This is a genomic window from Clostridium sp. CX1 (assembly GCF_025398335.1).
In the GTDB taxonomy this organism is placed as follows: Bacteria; Bacillota; Clostridia; order Clostridiales; family Clostridiaceae; genus Clostridium_AM; species Clostridium_AM tanneri.
Map to the genome: position 1 here is coordinate 89,779 of NZ_JAODOO010000011.1, position 16,830 is coordinate 106,608.

General features: G+C 32.5%; 15 protein-coding genes and 1 other annotated feature. Of the genes, 10 read left to right on the forward strand and 5 right to left on the reverse strand.

From position 1 onward, the window contains the following. Positions 1-445: 445 nt before the first annotated feature. The 3 genes from adhE (at position 446) to asnS (ending at position 5,493) form a co-directional block, all read left to right on the forward strand. Entirely contained in the window at positions 446-3,070 is a 2,625-nt protein-coding gene (gene adhE, locus N4T77_RS13170; RefSeq protein WP_261672269.1) for a bifunctional acetaldehyde-CoA/alcohol dehydrogenase, read from the forward strand. A gap of 186 nt (positions 3,071-3,256) precedes the next feature. After that, positions 3,257-3,724, forward strand: coding sequence for a methylated-DNA--[protein]-cysteine S-methyltransferase (locus tag N4T77_RS13175; RefSeq protein ID WP_261672270.1), 468 nt, complete (start codon positions 3,257-3,259; stop codon positions 3,722-3,724). Between the two features lie 67 nt (positions 3,725-3,791). Continuing rightward, positions 3,792-4,040 (forward strand) — a binding site (T-box leader). A gap of 61 nt (positions 4,041-4,101) precedes the next feature. Continuing rightward, on the forward strand, positions 4,102-5,493 hold the full coding sequence (asnS, locus tag N4T77_RS13180) for an asparagine--tRNA ligase (protein WP_261672271.1): 1,392 nt from the start codon (positions 4,102-4,104) through the stop codon (positions 5,491-5,493). Between the two features lie 85 nt (positions 5,494-5,578). Here the strand turns inward: asnS and N4T77_RS13185 are convergent, their stop codons facing one another. Continuing rightward, positions 5,579-6,298 carry an alanyl-tRNA editing protein gene (locus N4T77_RS13185; RefSeq protein WP_261672272.1) on the reverse strand — a complete coding sequence of 240 codons (720 nt, stop codon included), beginning with the start codon at positions 6,296-6,298 and terminating at the stop codon, positions 5,579-5,581. A gap of 350 nt (positions 6,299-6,648) precedes the next feature. Between N4T77_RS13185 and N4T77_RS13190 the strand changes: the two genes are divergently transcribed. From N4T77_RS13190 to N4T77_RS13220, 7 genes are all read left to right on the forward strand, one after another. Continuing rightward, entirely contained in the window at positions 6,649-6,894 is a 246-nt protein-coding gene (locus tag N4T77_RS13190) for a TM1266 family iron-only hydrogenase system putative regulator (RefSeq protein ID WP_261672273.1), read from the forward strand. Between the two features lie 18 nt (positions 6,895-6,912). Further along, a complete protein-coding gene (gene hydF / locus N4T77_RS13195; RefSeq protein WP_261672274.1) occupies positions 6,913-8,112 on the forward strand; it encodes a [FeFe] hydrogenase H-cluster maturation GTPase HydF in 1,200 nt (399 codons plus the stop codon). A 245-nt stretch (positions 8,113-8,357) separates the two neighbouring features. Beyond that, positions 8,358-8,846 carry a dUTP diphosphatase gene (locus N4T77_RS13200; RefSeq protein WP_261672275.1) on the forward strand — a complete coding sequence of 163 codons (489 nt, stop codon included), beginning with the start codon at positions 8,358-8,360 and terminating at the stop codon, positions 8,844-8,846. Positions 8,847-8,952: 106 nt separating this feature from the next. Beyond that, entirely contained in the window at positions 8,953-9,384 is a 432-nt protein-coding gene (locus N4T77_RS13205) for a DMT family transporter (RefSeq protein WP_261672277.1), read from the forward strand. Between the two features lie 178 nt (positions 9,385-9,562). Continuing rightward, entirely contained in the window at positions 9,563-10,456 is an 894-nt protein-coding gene (locus N4T77_RS13210) for a selenium metabolism-associated LysR family transcriptional regulator (protein ID WP_261672278.1), read from the forward strand. A gap of 92 nt (positions 10,457-10,548) precedes the next feature. Then, entirely contained in the window at positions 10,549-11,748 is a 1,200-nt protein-coding gene (locus N4T77_RS13215) for a S8 family serine peptidase (RefSeq protein ID WP_261672279.1), read from the forward strand. Positions 11,749-11,957: 209 nt separating this feature from the next. Further along, positions 11,958-12,467, forward strand: a complete 510-nt coding sequence (locus tag N4T77_RS13220; protein WP_261672280.1) for a ferritin — start codon at positions 11,958-11,960, stop codon at positions 12,465-12,467. Positions 12,468-12,562: 95 nt separating this feature from the next. On the opposite strand, the gene N4T77_RS13225 is transcribed toward N4T77_RS13220, so the two are convergent. From N4T77_RS13225 to N4T77_RS13240, 4 genes are all read right to left on the reverse strand, one after another. After that, positions 12,563-13,510 carry a phosphoglycerate dehydrogenase gene (locus N4T77_RS13225; RefSeq protein ID WP_261672281.1) on the reverse strand — a complete coding sequence of 316 codons (948 nt, stop codon included), beginning with the start codon at positions 13,508-13,510 and terminating at the stop codon, positions 12,563-12,565. A gap of 172 nt (positions 13,511-13,682) precedes the next feature. Continuing rightward, the gene (locus N4T77_RS13230) at positions 13,683-14,531 is read right to left on the reverse strand and encodes an acetyl-CoA carboxylase carboxyltransferase subunit alpha (protein ID WP_261672282.1); all 849 of its coding nucleotides are present in this window, start codon (positions 14,529-14,531) and stop codon (positions 13,683-13,685) included. A gap of 30 nt (positions 14,532-14,561) precedes the next feature. Beyond that, positions 14,562-15,437, reverse strand: a complete 876-nt coding sequence (gene accD / locus N4T77_RS13235; RefSeq protein ID WP_261672283.1) for an acetyl-CoA carboxylase, carboxyltransferase subunit beta — start codon at positions 15,435-15,437, stop codon at positions 14,562-14,564. A gap of 38 nt (positions 15,438-15,475) precedes the next feature. Continuing rightward, on the reverse strand, positions 15,476-16,822 hold the full coding sequence (locus N4T77_RS13240; RefSeq protein WP_261672284.1) for an acetyl-CoA carboxylase biotin carboxylase subunit: 1,347 nt from the start codon (positions 16,820-16,822) through the stop codon (positions 15,476-15,478). Between the last annotated feature and the right edge of the window lie 8 nt (positions 16,823-16,830).

A 16,830-nucleotide genomic window follows, 5' to 3' on the forward strand; every position in this document is an offset into this window, starting at 1 on the left:
TTTTTTTAACAATAATATTTCATTGATTAGTTTCCTGCTCAGGATTGCTCCATATATTTTTTAGAAAACTATACGAAAGTTACTAGACAGTCCTTTTCGCTATTTAGCATAACTCAACAGACATATAGGTTCTTTTTAACTTTCAACATCATTATTAAAGTCTCTCTTTAGCCATCCTAGCATAAAGTTATAAATAAATATACAACTATGTTATAGCCCTTAGATAAACAATTTGAAAACGTTTTTTACATAATTTAGTTAAATATTTTAGAAAATTGATTGACATTTAACAAACTATGATGCATAATAATGTCATAAGGTTGAGTACAGAAAACATAAAAGATAAAAATATTTTAGACAATTTTTATAATCAGAATACCTACCTTATTACCATAACGAAAATAACGTAAATATTAATTATAAATATATGAAAGAGGTGCTGTTCATGAAGGTAACTAATGTTGATCAATTAATGAAAAGATTAGAAGAGGTAAGAGCTGCTCAGAAGCAATTTGCTACTTACACTCAAGAACAGGTAGATGAAATTTTTAGACAAGCAGCGATGGCAGCTAACAGTGCTAGAATAAGACTTGCTAAAATGGCCGTAGAAGAAACTGGAATGGGAATAGTTGAAGATAAGGTTATAAAAAATCACTTTGCTTCAGAATATATATACAATAAATACAAAGATGAGAAAACTTGCGGAGTTATAGATGAAGATCAAGCTTTCGGTATGAAAAAAATCGCAGAACCTATAGGGGTTATCGCCGCTGTTGTTCCAACAACTAATCCAACTTCCACTGCAATCTTTAAAGCCCTAATAGCCTTAAAAACTAGAAATGGAATAATCTTCTCACCTCACCCTAGAGCAAAAAAATCAACTATTGCTGCAGCTAAATTAGTTCTTGATGCAGCGGTACAAGCTGGTGCTCCAGAAGGCATAGTTGCATGGATAGACGAGCCATCCGTTGAACTTTCACAAATCGTAATGAGAGAAGCAGACATAACACTTGCTACAGGAGGCCCTGGAATGGTTAAAGCTGCTTATTCATCTGGCAAACCAGCAATCGGTGTTGGTGCAGGTAATACTCCAGCTATAATCGATGAAACTGCGGATATTCAAATGGCTGTAAACTCAATACTTCTTTCAAAAACTTTCGATAACGGTGTTATATGTGCATCTGAGCAATCAGTTATAGCTTTAGATTCAGTATACAACCAAGTAAGAAAAGAATTTGAAGAAAGAGGAGCTTACCTTCTTAAGAAAGATGAAATAGAAAAGGTTAGAAAAGTAATATTAATAAATGGTTCACTAAACGCTAACATTGTTGGTCAATCAGCTTACAAAATAGCTCAACTAGCTGCTGTTGAAGTTCCTGAAGATGCCAAAGTTCTTATCGGAGAAGTAGAATCTGTTGAATTAGAAGAAGAGTTCTCACACGAGAAGTTATCCCCAGTACTAGCTATGTATAGAGCAAAGAATTTTGATGAAGCTCTTAAAAAAGCTGAAAGACTTGTTGAATTAGGTGGATTTGGACACACTTCAGTATTATATGCTAATACGATGACAGCTAAAGATAAGGTTGAAAAGTTTGGTGCTGCAATGAAAACAGGAAGAACAATAATAAACATGCCTTCAGCACAAGGTGCTATCGGTGATCTTTACAACTTTAAACTAGCTCCTTCATTAACACTTGGTTGTGGATCATGGGGCGGAAACTCTGTATCAGAAAACGTTGGTCCAAAACACCTATTGAACATCAAGAGTGTAGCTGAGAGGAGAGAAAATATGCTTTGGTTTAGAGTTCCAGAAAAAGTTTACTTCAAATATGGCAGCTTAGGAGTTGCATTAAAAGAATTAAAAGACTTAAATAAGAAGAAAGCATTTATAGTAACAGACAAAGTTCTTTATGAGTTAGGATATGTTGACAAAGTTACAAAAATTCTTGATGAAATCGGAGTAGACTACAAAATATTTACAGATGTAGAACCAGATCCAACTTTAGCAACAGCTAAAAAAGGTGCTGCTGAGTTATTAAACTACAACCCAGATACTATTATAGCAGTTGGTGGCGGTTCTGCTATGGATGCTGCTAAGATCATGTGGGTAATGTACGAACATCCAGAAGTAAGATTTGAAGACTTAGCAATGAGATTTATGGATATAAGAAAGAGAGTCTACACATTCCCTAAGATGGGCGAAAAGGCTATGATGATATCAGTAGCAACATCCGCTGGTACTGGTTCAGAGGTTACTCCTTTCGCAGTTATAACTGACGAAAAAACAGGTGCTAAATATCCACTAGCTGACTACGAGTTAACTCCAGACATGGCTATCGTTGATGCTGAATTAATGATGGGTATGCCAAGAGGCTTAACTGCTGCATCTGGTATAGATGCTTTAACTCACGCACTTGAAGCTTATGTATCAGTAATGGCTTCAGAGTTCTCTAATGGTTTAGCGCTAGAAGCAATAAAATTAATATTCGACTACTTGCCAATAGCTTATAGCGAAGGAACAACTAATATAGAAGCAAGGGAGAAAATGGCTCACGCTTCAACTATAGCTGGTATGGCATTTGCCAATGCATTCTTAGGTGTATGTCACTCAATGGCACACAAATTAGGAGCTGCTCACCACATACCACACGGAGTTGCTAACGGATTATTAATAAATGAAGTTATCAGATTCAATGCTGTAGACAACCCAAGAAAGCAAGCTGCATTCCCTCAATACAAATATCCAAATGCTAAGAGTAGATATGCTAGAATTGCTGATTTCCTTGGATTAGGTGGAAATAGTGAAGATGAAAAAGTTGAATTATTAATCGCGGCTATAGATGAATTAAAGGCTAAAATTAATATTCCAATGACTATCAAAGCTGCTGGAGTTACAGAAGAAAAATTCTACGCTAGTTTAGATGATATGTCAGAGCAGGCTTTCGATGATCAATGTACAGGAGCTAACCCAAGATACCCATTAATAAGTGAACTTAAACAAATGTATATAAATGTTTTTGATAAAGCTGCGGTAATTGAAGAAGCTGCTATATCAAAAGAAGAAAATTAATAATCAAACATAAGAGCTGGGGCTTTGCCTCAGCTTTTACATTTAAGTTATAATATATCCGTCAAAAAGCCAAGAATCACATTCTTACTAATGATTAACATTATTTTTTTGCAAAATCATATAGACAACTTTATTTTCTTTATTATAAACTATTGTTAAAATCTAAAGTTAGTCAGGTGATAAATTATGAATGAAATATATACAGCCTATTATCTTTCACCAATTGGTACTATAGAACTTAAAGGTTCTAATCAAGGTATTTCTTCATTAGAGTTTATAGAAGAAAAACTTGAAAATACTGAAGTACATGATTGTTTAAGGGAATGTTTTAGCCAACTGGATGAATATTTCAGTGGCATTAGGGAAGAATTTACAATAAGGCTAGATATTAAAGGAACAGCTTTTAGGGAAAAGGTATGGCAAAAACTCCTCGACATACCTTATGGTGAGACTCGTTCTTACTTAGACATTGCAAAAACTATTGGAAATCCAAAATCAGTAAGGGCCATAGGTGGCGCTAATCATAACAATAAAATTAGCATAATTATACCTTGTCACAGAGTTATTGGATCTGATGGCAACTTAATTGGCTATGGTGGTGGCCTTTGGAGAAAAGAGTGGCTCCTTAATCATGAGAAGAATTTTAAAAAGTAAATAAATCAACAAGGTTATTGACATATAATTCTAAAAATATTATAATTTTAAAATAAAAGTATAATGCCTAAAAACAATGACGAGAAGAGTAGGTATAGAACTTGTTTAAAGCGAGTTGGTGATAGTGCAAGACCAATAACTAAGGCTATATTGAAGAACATCTCCGAGTTTCTAACCGAAATTATTATTTAAGAGTAGGCCTAGAGGTGTCCAATACCTTACAATTGGGAAATAGGTTATTAAACTTGTTTATTAAAGTTGGTCATATTTTGGCAAATTGGGTGGTACCGCGAAATTTAAGTCTTTCGTCCCTTTGAGGATTAAAGGCTTTTTTTATTTTATACATAAAATAATCTTATGTCGGAGGTAGAAAACAAATGGAATTAACATTAATAAAACAACTTTACAGAGAAACTGAGAAATTTGCAGATAAGAATGTAAAGATTTCAGGTTGGGTAAGAACAGTAAGAGACTCTAAAACTTTTGGTTTTATAGAAGTAAATGACGGAAGTTTCTTTAAAAATGTTCAAATAGTTTTTGAGGATAGCTTAGAGAACTTCAAAGAAATGACTAGACTTCCTATAAGCACTACATTAGCTGTAGAAGGTACAGTAGTACTTACTCCTGAATCAAAACAACCTTTTGAAATAAAGGCAACTAAGTTAACAGTTGAAGGAACTTCATCATCAGATTATCCTCTACAGAAAAAAAGACATACACTTGAATATTTGAGAACTATAGCTCACTTAAGACCAAGAAGTAATACTTTTTCTGCAGTATTTAGAGTTCGTTCTTTAGCAGCATATGCGGTTCATAAATTCTTTAATGAAAATGGATTTGTGTATGTTAACACTCCAATAATAACTGGCAGCGACTGCGAAGGTGCTGGTGAAATGTTTAGAATAACTACACTAGACATGCACAATGTTCCAAAGACAGAAGAAGGAAATATAGATTTTTCACAGGACTTCTTTGGAAGAGAAACTAACCTTACTGTAAGTGGTCAGCTTTCTGCTGAAACTCTTGCTCTTGCTTTTAGAAATGTTTATACCTTTGGTCCAACATTTAGAGCTGAAAATTCTAATACAGCAAGACACGCTGCTGAATTCTGGATGATTGAGCCTGAAATGGCTTTTGCAGAATTAAAGGATTACATGGATGTGGCTGAAGCCTTAGTTAAATATATTATAAAATACGTAAGAGAAAATGCTCCTGAAGAGATGGAATTCTTTAATTCCTTTGTAGATAAGGGCCTATTTACAAGACTAGATAATGTGGCAAATTCAGACTTTGGAAGAATAACTTATACAGAAGCAGTTGATATATTACAAAAGTCCGGTCATGAATTCCAATATCCTGTTGAATGGGGAATCGACCTTCAGACAGAGCATGAAAGATACTTGACTGAAAAGGTATTTAACAAGCCTATATTCGTTACAGACTATCCTAAAGACATAAAAGCTTTCTATATGAGAGTAAATGAAGATGGAAAAACTGTTGCAGCTGCTGACTTACTAGTTCCTGGAGTTGGTGAAATAGTAGGTGGAAGCCAAAGAGAAGAAAGATTAGACGTACTTGAGAAGAGAATAGAAGAAATGGGCTTAAACAAAAAAGACTACTGGTGGTATTTGGAGTTAAGAAAATATGGAGAAACTAAGCACTCAGGCTTTGGTCTTGGATTTGAAAGAATACTTATGTATTTAACTGGAATGTCTAATATAAGAGACGTAATCCCATTCCCAAGAACTACTGGTTCTGCTGAATTCTAAAACTATTAATAGTTAACCCCTAATATAAATTATATTAGGGGTATTATAATTTGAATACTTGCACCATAAGAGTAATGTAATAAAACTACTCTATCTCCAGATAAATTCTTTTATTATTTTTGCCTTTACTCTTATAGTCTACTAACTTAATTCTACCTATGTCTTTAGTAGATGCTACATGGGTTCCTCCATCTGCCTGTAAATCAAGTCCTTCTATTTCCACAGTTCTTATTTCAGTTATCCCCTCAGGTAACAGATTCACCTTAGTTCTTATTAGATCTGGAATCTTAAAGGCTTCTTCTCTTGGAAGTATATTAACTTTAACTGCTCTGTCTCTTTGTATTTCTTCATTAACCTTTTTTTCTACATCTTCTACAAAGGCTTTGTCGAAGCTATAATTATCTAATTCAAAATCCATTCTTCCTTTTAGTGGTTCCATATCTCCACCAGTAACTACACCTTTATATTCATTCCATATTACTCCACAAAGTGCATGCATGGCTGTATGGGTTCTCATAAACTTATAACGGTTATCCCAATTTATTTTGCCAATTACCTTCATTCCTACTGTTGGTAGTTCTTCTTCTATGTAATGTAATACCTTATCTCCCTTTTTCTTTACATTAATAACCTTAAAATTTTTATCTCCAGAAACCAATACTCCAGTATCACTTTTCTGTCCTCCACCAGTGGGATAAAAGGCTGTTTTGTCAAGAATCACAGTTTTATCCTCACGATTTACTTCAATAATTTCTCCCTCAAATTCCTTTAGGTAGCTATCCTTCTGATAAAGTAGTTCAGTCATCGTAAATATCCCTCCAATAAAGTAAAATTTAATTCTTCAACTGTATCTTATTTAATCTGTTCCATTTGTATATAAAGTCATTATATCACCTTTTTTCATAATTAATCAAATAATTAAAAAATTCACTAATTTTACTATAACAACCTATTATTTGTTTGACAGCAATTAATAATATAAACTATAATTAGTATAATAAATCGAATATAATGGATTTTTCTATTATGTTGGATATACAATTTTAATAAGTAACCTAACCTAATTGCAAGGAGTAGTCTAAGCAAAAAGGATGAAGGAAATATTAATACACCTTTGGCCTTTTGCCAAAGTTTTTTTGTTTTGGAGGGTAATTTATGGATAAAAGAATTGGTGTAGTAGGAATAGTAATAGAGGATATTAAAAGTGCCCCAAATGTTAATGACATATTGCATTCTTTTGCACATATCATTGTAGGAAGAATGGGCATCCCTTATAAAGAAAAAAGTATATCAGTTATATCATTAATAGTAGATGGTACTTCTGATGAAATAAGTGCTATGACAGGTAAACTTGGAAAGATTGAAGGAGTAAATGTTAAATCTGCAATAACAAAAAAGTAATTAAAGGAGAGGAAACAAATGCAAGATACCCCTAAAGCTAATAGACTTCATATTTCTATCTTCGGCAGAAGAAATGCTGGCAAGTCTAGTCTAATAAATGCATTAACTGGACAAGACATAGCTGTTGTATCAAACTTTGCTGGTACTACTACAGATCCTGTGTATAAAGCAATGGAGCTTCTACCTATTGGCCCTGTAGTTATTATAGATACCGCTGGCTTAGATGATACCGGAGAAATTGGAGATCTTAGAGTAAAGAAAACTAAGGAAGTTATGGATAAAACAGACCTGGCACTACTGATTTTCACCCCTGATTGTTATGACTTATCTCTTGAGCAGGAATGGTTTAAAGAACTTCGTGAAAGAGAAATACCGGTCATAGGTGTTATAAATAAAATAGATTTAGAAGATGTAAATTTAGACTATCTAAATCAATACTTTGATATTCCTTTTATAAAGGTTAGTGCTAAAGATAAAAAAAATATAGGAAAACTAAAAGAATCAATTCAAATTAATGCACCTATGGATTTTGAGCTGCCAACTATACTAGGAGATATAATAAAACCTAAAGATCTTATAGTACTTGTAGCTCCTCAAGATATACAGGCTCCTAAAGGAAGATTAATACTACCACAGGTTCAAGTAATTAGAGATGTACTTGATAATGATGCCTTAGCTCTTACTGTTAAGGATACAGAGCTTGTTGATATATTAGAATCATTGAATAGAAACCCAGATTTAGTTGTAACAGACTCCCAGGTTTTTAAAAAAGTTAATGATTTAATCCCTAAAGATGTTCCTTTAACTTCTTTCTCCATTCTTATGGCAAGGTATAAAGGCGATCTTGAAATACTAGCAAAAGGTGCAAAGGCTATAGATAATCTAAAGCCAGGAGATAAGGTATTAATATCAGAAGCATGCACTCACCATGCATTAAAAAATGATATAGGTAGGGAGAAGATCCCAAACTGGCTTAAGAATAAAGTTGGAGGAGATTTAGATATAGTCGTTAACGCTGGTGTCGATTTTCCTGAGGACCTATCTGACTATAAACTTATAATTCACTGTGGTTCTTGTATGTTTAATAGAAAGCAATTTATGACAAGACTTATAAGAGCTTCTGAACAAAACATACCTATAACTAATTACGGGATAGCCATAGCTCATTTAAATGGGATGCTCCCTAGAGTTATTGAAGCATTTAATATTTCCCATTAAATAAGAGGTCGAAATCCTTTACAAATTATTGTGAAGGATTTCGACTTTTTATTTAATTTTAATGGATATATTTGTTAGAAGTTAAAACTTTTTAATAATTTAAAAAAATTTTATGTAATCGATTGTACGATATTTCAATATTTCTTAAGTTTAGATAAAATATATATAGGATGTATTGATTATTAAAAGTACGTCTATAATAAAGTTTTATCTACCATAAGGATATAGAAAGGCGGCCTTACTATATGAATCTATCAAAACTATTTGAACTACAGGAAAACTTGGATGAACACATAAAAGAAAAACATAATCTCTATGGTCAATCATTACTTTCAAAAAAAATCTTAGCTCTACAAGTAGAACTTGCTGAACTCGCTAATGAAACAAGATGTTTTAAATTTTGGAGCGACAAAAAACCATCTAATAAGGAAGTTATCTTAGAAGAATATGTTGATTGTCTTCATTTCATCCTGACGTTAGGTTTAGAAAAAGGATTCACGGATGTTCAGCTTGATAATAAAGAACCTATCCAATATGATGTAACATCTCAATTTTTAAATCTCTATATAGACATAAATGACTTTGTAACCTGTTCTTCTAGGGATCAATATATAACACTTTTTGAAGACTTTATAACACTTGGCAAAATGTTAAGCTTTATGCCTAGTGAAATAGAAGAAGCATATTATAAAAAAAATGATGTGAACCACAAACGACAAGTTGAAGGATATTAACCTAAGAAAAAATCCCTATGCATTGATTAGCATAGGTTTTTTATTTGGATTTTTTAATAATAACCTATCCCTGTGGTTAAACTAGATTAGGGAAGGTGATAAAAAAATGTTTGGTATAATATCCTCAATAATTGCTGGAATTGCCATGAGCTTTCAGGGAGTTTTTAACACTAGATTAGGAGATAAAATAGGTACCTGGGAAACTAATGTACTTGTTCAGGGAATTGGGTTAGTAGTAACAGTAGTAATTATGCTTATATTAGGTAATGGTAATTTTAAGAATATAAAAAACGCTAACAAACTATACTTGCTAGGTGGAGTACTTGGGGCTGTAATAATATACACTGTAATGCAGGGAATTAAATCCTTAGGTCCAACTTGTTCTATCGCTATTATACTAGTAGCTCAGCTAACAGCTGCAGCACTAATCGATGCTTTTGGTCTTTTTGATAGTCCTCAAGTTAAATTTGGCACTACAAAAATTATTGGTGTTATTATAATGGTTATAGGTATATTAATATTTAAATATAAGTGTTAATAAATTAAGGCTGATTCTCTTATTAGCCTTAATTTATTTTATATAATTACTTTTAATATTTGCTTTTAAAGTTAACAAACTATATATATAATAGTTATGTAAATGTTTATTATTTGATCAATTTTATTGTAACTTAATAAATAACATTTTAAATAGATTTACTTGGGGGGATAACCTTATGGATTTTAAACAAATAGAAGCTTTTATTAATGTAGCTAAATTTAAAAGTTTTTCAAAAGCTGCAACTTCCTGCTTTCTATCTCAACCCGCTATAAGCTCTCATATTGCTAGCTTAGAAAAGGATTTGAATGTTCAACTTTTTGATAGAACTTCTAAAGAAGTTCTTTTAACACCAGCTGGCGAATCATTTCTAAAATATGCCTTGGATATACTAAATACTAGAGATAAAGCCATTTATAACATTGTGAATTTTAATGAAACTATAAATGGTAAGCTTAAGCTAGCTGCCAGCACTACACCTTGTAATACTATAGTACCTTCACTTATAAAGAAGTTCTATAAGTCATATCCTGAAGTTTCATTTGATGTTATTGAGCAAAGTTCTGGCGAAATAATTGAAGACATTATTAAATTTGATTGTGAAATAGGACTTGTAGGTGAATTGGTAAATGACGAGAAAATAAAAAGTTATAAACTTATAGAGGATGACCTTGTAATAATTTCCTCCCCTGCTCTTAATATTGCAGATTCAGTTTATATTGAAGATATTTTAAATTATAAATTTATTTTAAGAGAAGAGGGCTCAGCCACTCGTAAAACCTTCGAATATGCACTTAGAAAAGAAGGCTTTGATCCTTCTGAAATAGATGTTCATTTTGAGGTAAATAATTTAGATACCCTCTTTCAGTTTGTAAAAAGTGGACTAGGTATATCTGTAGTTTCGAAACATGTTTTAAGAGATTACATATCACTTGGTCTTATAAAAGAGAGTAAGATAGAAAATCTTTTTCTTAAAAGATATATTTATTTAATTACTAGTTCTAAAAGAACTCTTACTCCAACAGCTAAAGCATTCTTCAATCTCTGTAAAGATCATTTTGACCTGAAGTAATTGTAAATATATAAAATTTAATTTTCCAATAGCACATATATTCTACGTTAATATTATAATATATATTGGAATTAATTTTTAAGGAGCGGCAGATGTTTTCCTTTAAAAGCAAATTAGATCCTAATTTAAAAGTAGCCATAGATAAAAAATACTATAAAAATTATAGGGTCATAATTCACTGTAAAAACCTACCGGAAAGCATTGAAAAAAAGATTAAGAGCTATAAAGGTAGAGTAGTACACTTTATTCCTATAATAAACTGTATATGTGCTGTTTTATCTGCTACTGCTATAGAAAGAGTATTAGAGTTTCCGCAAGTAAACTATATAAGTTTAGATACTTATGCAGTATTATGTGGTGGAAAATCTGTCTTACCTTCTAATGGCATAATGTTTCAAGAGCGATACAAGCTAACGGGAAAAAATATTTGCATAGGTCTAATAGATAGCGGAGTATATCCTCATGCAGACTTTTTAAATCCTAGAAACAGAATAAAAAAGTTTACTGATGTGTTAAGTGAGTGTAGATATCCCTATGATGATAACGGTCATGGAACTGCTATTGCTGGTATCCTAGGTGGCAGTGGTTATCTTTCAAAGGGAGTAAATAGGGGCGTTGCTGAAAATAGTTACCTATATGTTATAAAGGCCTTTAATAGTTTAGGTAGAGGTTATGTATCTGATATTTTATATTCAATAGAAACTCTTATAAATGATAGAGAAGAATTTAATATAAAGGTAATATGTCTTCCTTTTGAGTTGTTATCTAGTGATTATTTTATTGTTTCCTTATTTTCTAAAATATTTGATGTAGCAGCAAGCTATAATGTGACTATTGTAGTTCCTGCAGGTCATAACGGGAATGATGAGGGAAGCATAATAGGGATTGCAACACTAGAGAATTGTATTACCGTTGCTGGAATAGATACTAGTCACATACAACCAAAACCTTACAAATACTCATCAACAGGCCCTTTTGCTAAATTAGACAAACCAGATTTATCAGCAGCGGCAGTTAACATATTATCTACAAATAGTAACACAGATTATATTTCTGAAAAAAATGGATTAAAGATATATCCTAGCTCTCTAGACACCCCCTATATAAATATAAGCGGTACTTCTTGTTCTGCAGCATATGTAGCTGGAGTTTGCGCCCTTTTATATGAAAATAACCCTGATTTAACTCCTAAAGACTTATTATCCTTATTGAAAGTATCTTGTAACCTAGCAGATATGTCTAAGTGGATTCAAGGTGCAGGTATCTTAGATTTAAACAAGCTCTTGCCATAAAGGAATTTTATAAAGGCAGCTGATGAAACCATTCATTAGCTGCTTTTACTGTTTATCCAATAAAAAATTAATTATATTTTAAAGGCCAATTAGTTATACTAATTTAATGAATTATAAATAATATATTTGGACTACATAATGCGCATAATTATAATCATTATGCGAAATATTACGTAATAATCATTATATAATGAATTGGAGGAAATATGATGTTAAGTGAAAACCTAATGAAGGCTATTAATGATCAAATAAACTATGAGCTTTACTCTGCAAATGCCTACCTTGCTATGCAAGCATATTGTGCTTCGAAAGATTTAGATGGCTTTGCCAATTTTTTTAACGTTCAAGCTCAGGAAGAAAATTTTCATGCTATGAAATTTTTTAACTATTTAAATCAGGTAGGCGGTAGAGTTTTAATAGAAGCACTTCCATCACCGGAAAATAACTTTGAATCTATTCTTCACGCTTTTAAGGAAGGACTAGAACATGAAAAGAACGTTACTAAAAGAGTTTATAATCTAATGGATATTGCTACAGATGAAAGAGAGCACGCTACTATAAGCTTATTAAAGTGGTTCATAGATGAGCAGGTAGAAGAAGAAACTACCTTCAATAACATAGTTAAAAGACTTGAGAGAGTTTCCGAAGACGCCGCTGCCCTTTATGCTTTAGATGCAGAGCTTGCATCTAGAGTATTTACTCCCCCTACAACAGCCTAATTTAACAGCAGTTATCCTTTAGTTATAAAAAAGTTACTGTGAAAAACTTATACTTTACTATAAGATTTCACAGTAACTGCATCTCCACTATTTTGCTAGTATCCCTTATTTAGATTAACTAGATTAACTAAACCCTGCCCCTTAGCATATCTCTCCATATTGTTATATATTAAATTAAACCTTCTATCATTTCTTAATTCAGATATCCATGAATTATGAGGAGTAATTATTACATTAGGTAATTCCCAAAGAGGACTATCGGAACTTAACGGTTCCTCTTCTACCACATCTAGAGCTGCCCCAGCTACTTTACCCTTCTGTATATTTTTTATTAAGGATTTTTCATCTATTATAGAACCTCTAGCAACATTTACAATATACACCCCTTCTCTCATACTCTTAAGTCTATCCTCATTAATCATATGGTGGGTTTCCTTTGTATAGGGAATGGTAATTACTACAATATCACTTAAAGCTAACATTTCATCTATGCTACTTGCTGGAAAGCATCTATGAAAATACTTACTGTCCCGTCCATTAGTATTTAGACCCATAATATTTACATCAAATCCGCTTAGCCTTTTAGCAGCTTCTTCTGCAATACTTCCTGTACCAATAAACCCTACAGTCTTTCCGTAAAGTTCTAAAATATTAGTATCCATTTTCCAAACTTTATTTTTTTGATTATCATAAAGCTTACCGCTATGTTTTAATAGTTCTAGTATTTTTAATACTATCCATTCTCCCATTGGAATACTATATCCGCCTCTATTATTAGTTACAATGATATCACTTTTTCCTGTATAACCTGAGGGAAGCTGATCTATTCCTGCACTAGATAACTGAATCCACTTCAACCTTTTCATTTTGTCTATGTCAAGAGTTTGGAAGGGATTGTAGCATACTAAAACTTCTATGTCTTTTAGTTCATCACTATATACAACTTCTTTTTCATTTATAATTTTTATGTCATATCCTAATTGTTCAATCTTCTTTATGTTTTCTTTTCCGTAATCATACGTAAACAATGCTTTAATTTTCACATATATCACCCCATTTTTAGATAAAAATATAAAGCAGCTTTTGATTAAAAGCTACTTTAAAACTCTAATTATATGTTATATTTTAACACTTAAATATATATATTACAACAAACTAGATATATCTAACTTAAATGATATCTTAAGCAAAAACGTTAAAATTCATTTGCAGTTATTATATTTCAATATATTTTCCCATATTTCTAAATTTGTTATATCTTTTTTCTACCAATTCTTCTGGTGACTGTTTTTTTAATATTCCAAAGCACTCTATTAAATCGCCTTTAATAACTGCAGACATTTTATCTAAATCCTTATGAGCTCCTCCGGAAGGTTCTTTAAGAACTTTATCTATAATACCATATTCCTTTAGATCACCAGCAGTTATTTTCATTATTTCTGCAGCTTCCTTGGCACGGCTGGCATCCTTCCATAGTATACTTGCAAATCCTTCAGGCGATAGTATTGAGTATATGGAGTTCTCAAGCATCCAAACCTTATCTGCCACCGCAAAGGCCAAAGCACCACCACTTCCACCTTCTCCTATTACTATGGTTATAATAGGAACCTTTAAACTTGACATTTCCATAAGGTTTTTTGCTATAGCTTCTCCCTGTCCTCTTTCTTCTGCACCTGTGCCACAAAAAGCTCCCGGTGTATCCACAAAGCATAAAATAGGTCTATTGAACTTTTCTGCCTGTTTCATAAGTCTTAAGCCTTTTCTGTAACCTTCTGGATGGGGAGAGCCAAAGTTTCTTTTTATGTTTTCTGTGGTATTTCTTCCTTTTTGATGTGCTACTATAGTTATAGGATCTCCATTCAATAAGGCAATTCCCCCTACTACAGAAGGATCATCTCCAAAATATCTATCTCCATGAAACTCTATAAAAGAGTCAAATATTTTCTCAATATAATCAAGTGCTGTAGGTCTTTCAATCATTCTTGCCAAGGATAATCTTTCCCATGCAGTTTTATTGTCAAGCTTCTTACTTATCATTTGCTGTACTTTTTCTAATTTCTCCATACCAACAGCTCCCCTTCTTTACAATATAAATCAATACCTACTTCTATTATGAATTAGTAGAATTTTCTTTAATGTATTCTTTAAATCATTTCTGGAAACTATCTTATCTATAAATCCATGCTCTAGTAAAAATTCTGCCTTTTGGAAGCCCTCTGGCAGCTTTTGTCTTATGGTCTGCTCTATAACTCTCTTTCCAGCAAAACCAATCAAAGCTTTTGGTTCTGATAAAATAATATCTCCAAGCATGGCAAAGCTCGCTGTAACACCACCAGTAGTAGGATCTGTTAATACAGTAATATATAATAGTCCTTCTTTATCCAATTTACTAAGTGCTGCACTTACCTTAGCCATCTGCATAAGTGAAAACATTCCTTCTTGCATTCTAGCTCCACCTGAAGTCGTAAATATAATTAAAGGAAGCTTTAGTTCTATTGACTTTTCAACAGCTCTTGTAATTTTTTCACCTACTACAGATCCCATACTTCCCATCATAAAGAAACTGTCCATAACACAGATTACAATCTGTTCTCCAAAAATATCTCCTGTCCCTGTTATCACAGCTTCATTAATGTTTGTATTCCTATTCATTTTTTGAATTTTTTCTTCGTATCCTTCAAATGCTATAGGATTAGCTGTTTTCATGCCTTTATCAAATTCTACAAAGGTATCTTTATCTATTATAAGGTTAATTCTCTCTTTAGCAGTTAGTCTAAAATGATGGTTACACTTACTACATATTCTGTTATTGTCCTCAAGGTCACTTTTATATAGTACTTCTCCACACCCATCACATTTTACCCACATTCCATCTGGAATACTAGGCTTTTTATCTACTTCCTCATTTCTTCGAAGTGATTCTTGGCTTACTGTAATATATTTTGTCTTTTTAAAAAACTTATTTAACAACTTAGCTCACCTCCAGTCAGGAATCCATAGAAAGCTTGCTATGAAATCTTGAAACTTTTCTCTATAAATTTAGTATCATAATTCCCTTTTATAAACGCTTCACTATTTATAAGCTCAAATTGAAAATCTATATTAGTATGAACTCCTTCTATTAAAAATTCTCCTAATGCTCTTCTCATTTTACATATAGCTTCTTCTCTGTTTTTTCCATGTACTATAAGCTTTGCTATCATCGAATCATAATAAGGAGGTATCACATATCCAGAATACACTGAACTGTCAATTCTTACATTAAATCCACCAGGTAAGTATAAATCTTCTATCTTTCCAGGTGAAGGCATAAAACCTCTGTTTACATCTTCTGCATTTATCCTGCACTCTATAGAATGACCATTTAATACTATATCTTCTTGTGTAAAATCTAACTTTTCTCCAGCTGCTATCTTAATTTGCTCTTTTATTAAGTCTATTCCTGTAATCATTTCAGTTATAGGGTGCTCTACCTGGATTCGAGTATTCATCTCCATAAAATAAAACTTATTGTTTTTGTCTAATAAAAACTCTATAGTCCCTGCATTATTATAATTTACAGCCTTAGCTGCTCTTACTGCAGTTTCTCCCATAGTTTTTCTAAGTTCCTCTGTCATAATAGGACATGGAGCCTCTTCTAAAACCTTCTGATTTCTTCTTTGCATTGAACAGTCTCTTTCTCCTAAATATACGATATTACCAAAACTATCCCCTAATATCTGAATTTCCACGTGCTTTGGATTTTCTATGAATTTCTCCATATATATGGTTTCATCACCAAAGGCAGCCTTTGCTTCAGCTCTGGCATTTTCGTAAGACTTTATAAGTTCACTTTCCTCGTTAACTATTCTTATTCCTCTTCCGCCGCCTCCAGCAGAAGCTTTAATCATTACAGGGTAACCTATTTGTCTAGCAATTGCTATTAGTTCCTTTTCATCCTCTATTACACCCTTTGATCCAGGAACAACAGGCACTTCTGCTTTAATCATTATTTCTCTTGCATTAGATTTGTTTCCCATGTTCTCAATACATTCTGGATCTGGTCCTATAAATGTTATATTGCATTCCTTACACATCTTTGCAAATTTACTATTCTCAGATAAAAATCCAAATCCAGGATGAATAGCTTGTGCCCCTGTTAAAACGGTAGCACTTATTATATTTTGTATATTTAAATAGCTATCCTTTGCAGCAGGTGGCCCAATACAGACAGCTTCATCTGCCATCTGAGTATGTATGGCATCTTTATCTGCTTCTGAATAAACTGCTACAGTCTCTATTCCCATTTCTCTGCAGGCTCTTATTATTCTAACTGCTATTTCCCCTCTATTTGCAATTAATATTTTATTAAACACTTTTAAAT

Bases quoted from the DNA above. Each gene is read 5' to 3' on its own strand.
- adhE (WP_261672269.1), top strand. From the start codon at position 446: ATGAAGGTAACTAATGTTGATCAATTAATGAAAAGATTAGAAGAGGTA.
- N4T77_RS13175 (WP_261672270.1), top strand. From the start codon at position 3,257: ATGAATGAAATATATACAGCCTATTATCTTTCACCAATTGGTACTATA.
- asnS (WP_261672271.1), top strand. From the start codon at position 4,102: ATGGAATTAACATTAATAAAACAACTTTACAGAGAAACTGAGAAATTT.
- N4T77_RS13185 (WP_261672272.1), bottom strand. From the start codon at position 6,298: ATGACTGAACTACTTTATCAGAAGGATAGCTACCTAAAGGAATTTGAG.
- N4T77_RS13190 (WP_261672273.1), top strand. From the start codon at position 6,649: ATGGATAAAAGAATTGGTGTAGTAGGAATAGTAATAGAGGATATTAAA.
- hydF (WP_261672274.1), top strand. From the start codon at position 6,913: ATGCAAGATACCCCTAAAGCTAATAGACTTCATATTTCTATCTTCGGC.
- N4T77_RS13200 (WP_261672275.1), top strand. From the start codon at position 8,358: ATGAATCTATCAAAACTATTTGAACTACAGGAAAACTTGGATGAACAC.
- N4T77_RS13205 (WP_261672277.1), top strand. From the start codon at position 8,953: ATGTTTGGTATAATATCCTCAATAATTGCTGGAATTGCCATGAGCTTT.
- N4T77_RS13210 (WP_261672278.1), top strand. From the start codon at position 9,563: ATGGATTTTAAACAAATAGAAGCTTTTATTAATGTAGCTAAATTTAAA.
- N4T77_RS13215 (WP_261672279.1), top strand. From the start codon at position 10,549: ATGTTTTCCTTTAAAAGCAAATTAGATCCTAATTTAAAAGTAGCCATA.
- N4T77_RS13220 (WP_261672280.1), top strand. From the start codon at position 11,958: ATGTTAAGTGAAAACCTAATGAAGGCTATTAATGATCAAATAAACTAT.
- N4T77_RS13230 (WP_261672282.1), bottom strand. From the start codon at position 14,531: ATGGAGAAATTAGAAAAAGTACAGCAAATGATAAGTAAGAAGCTTGAC.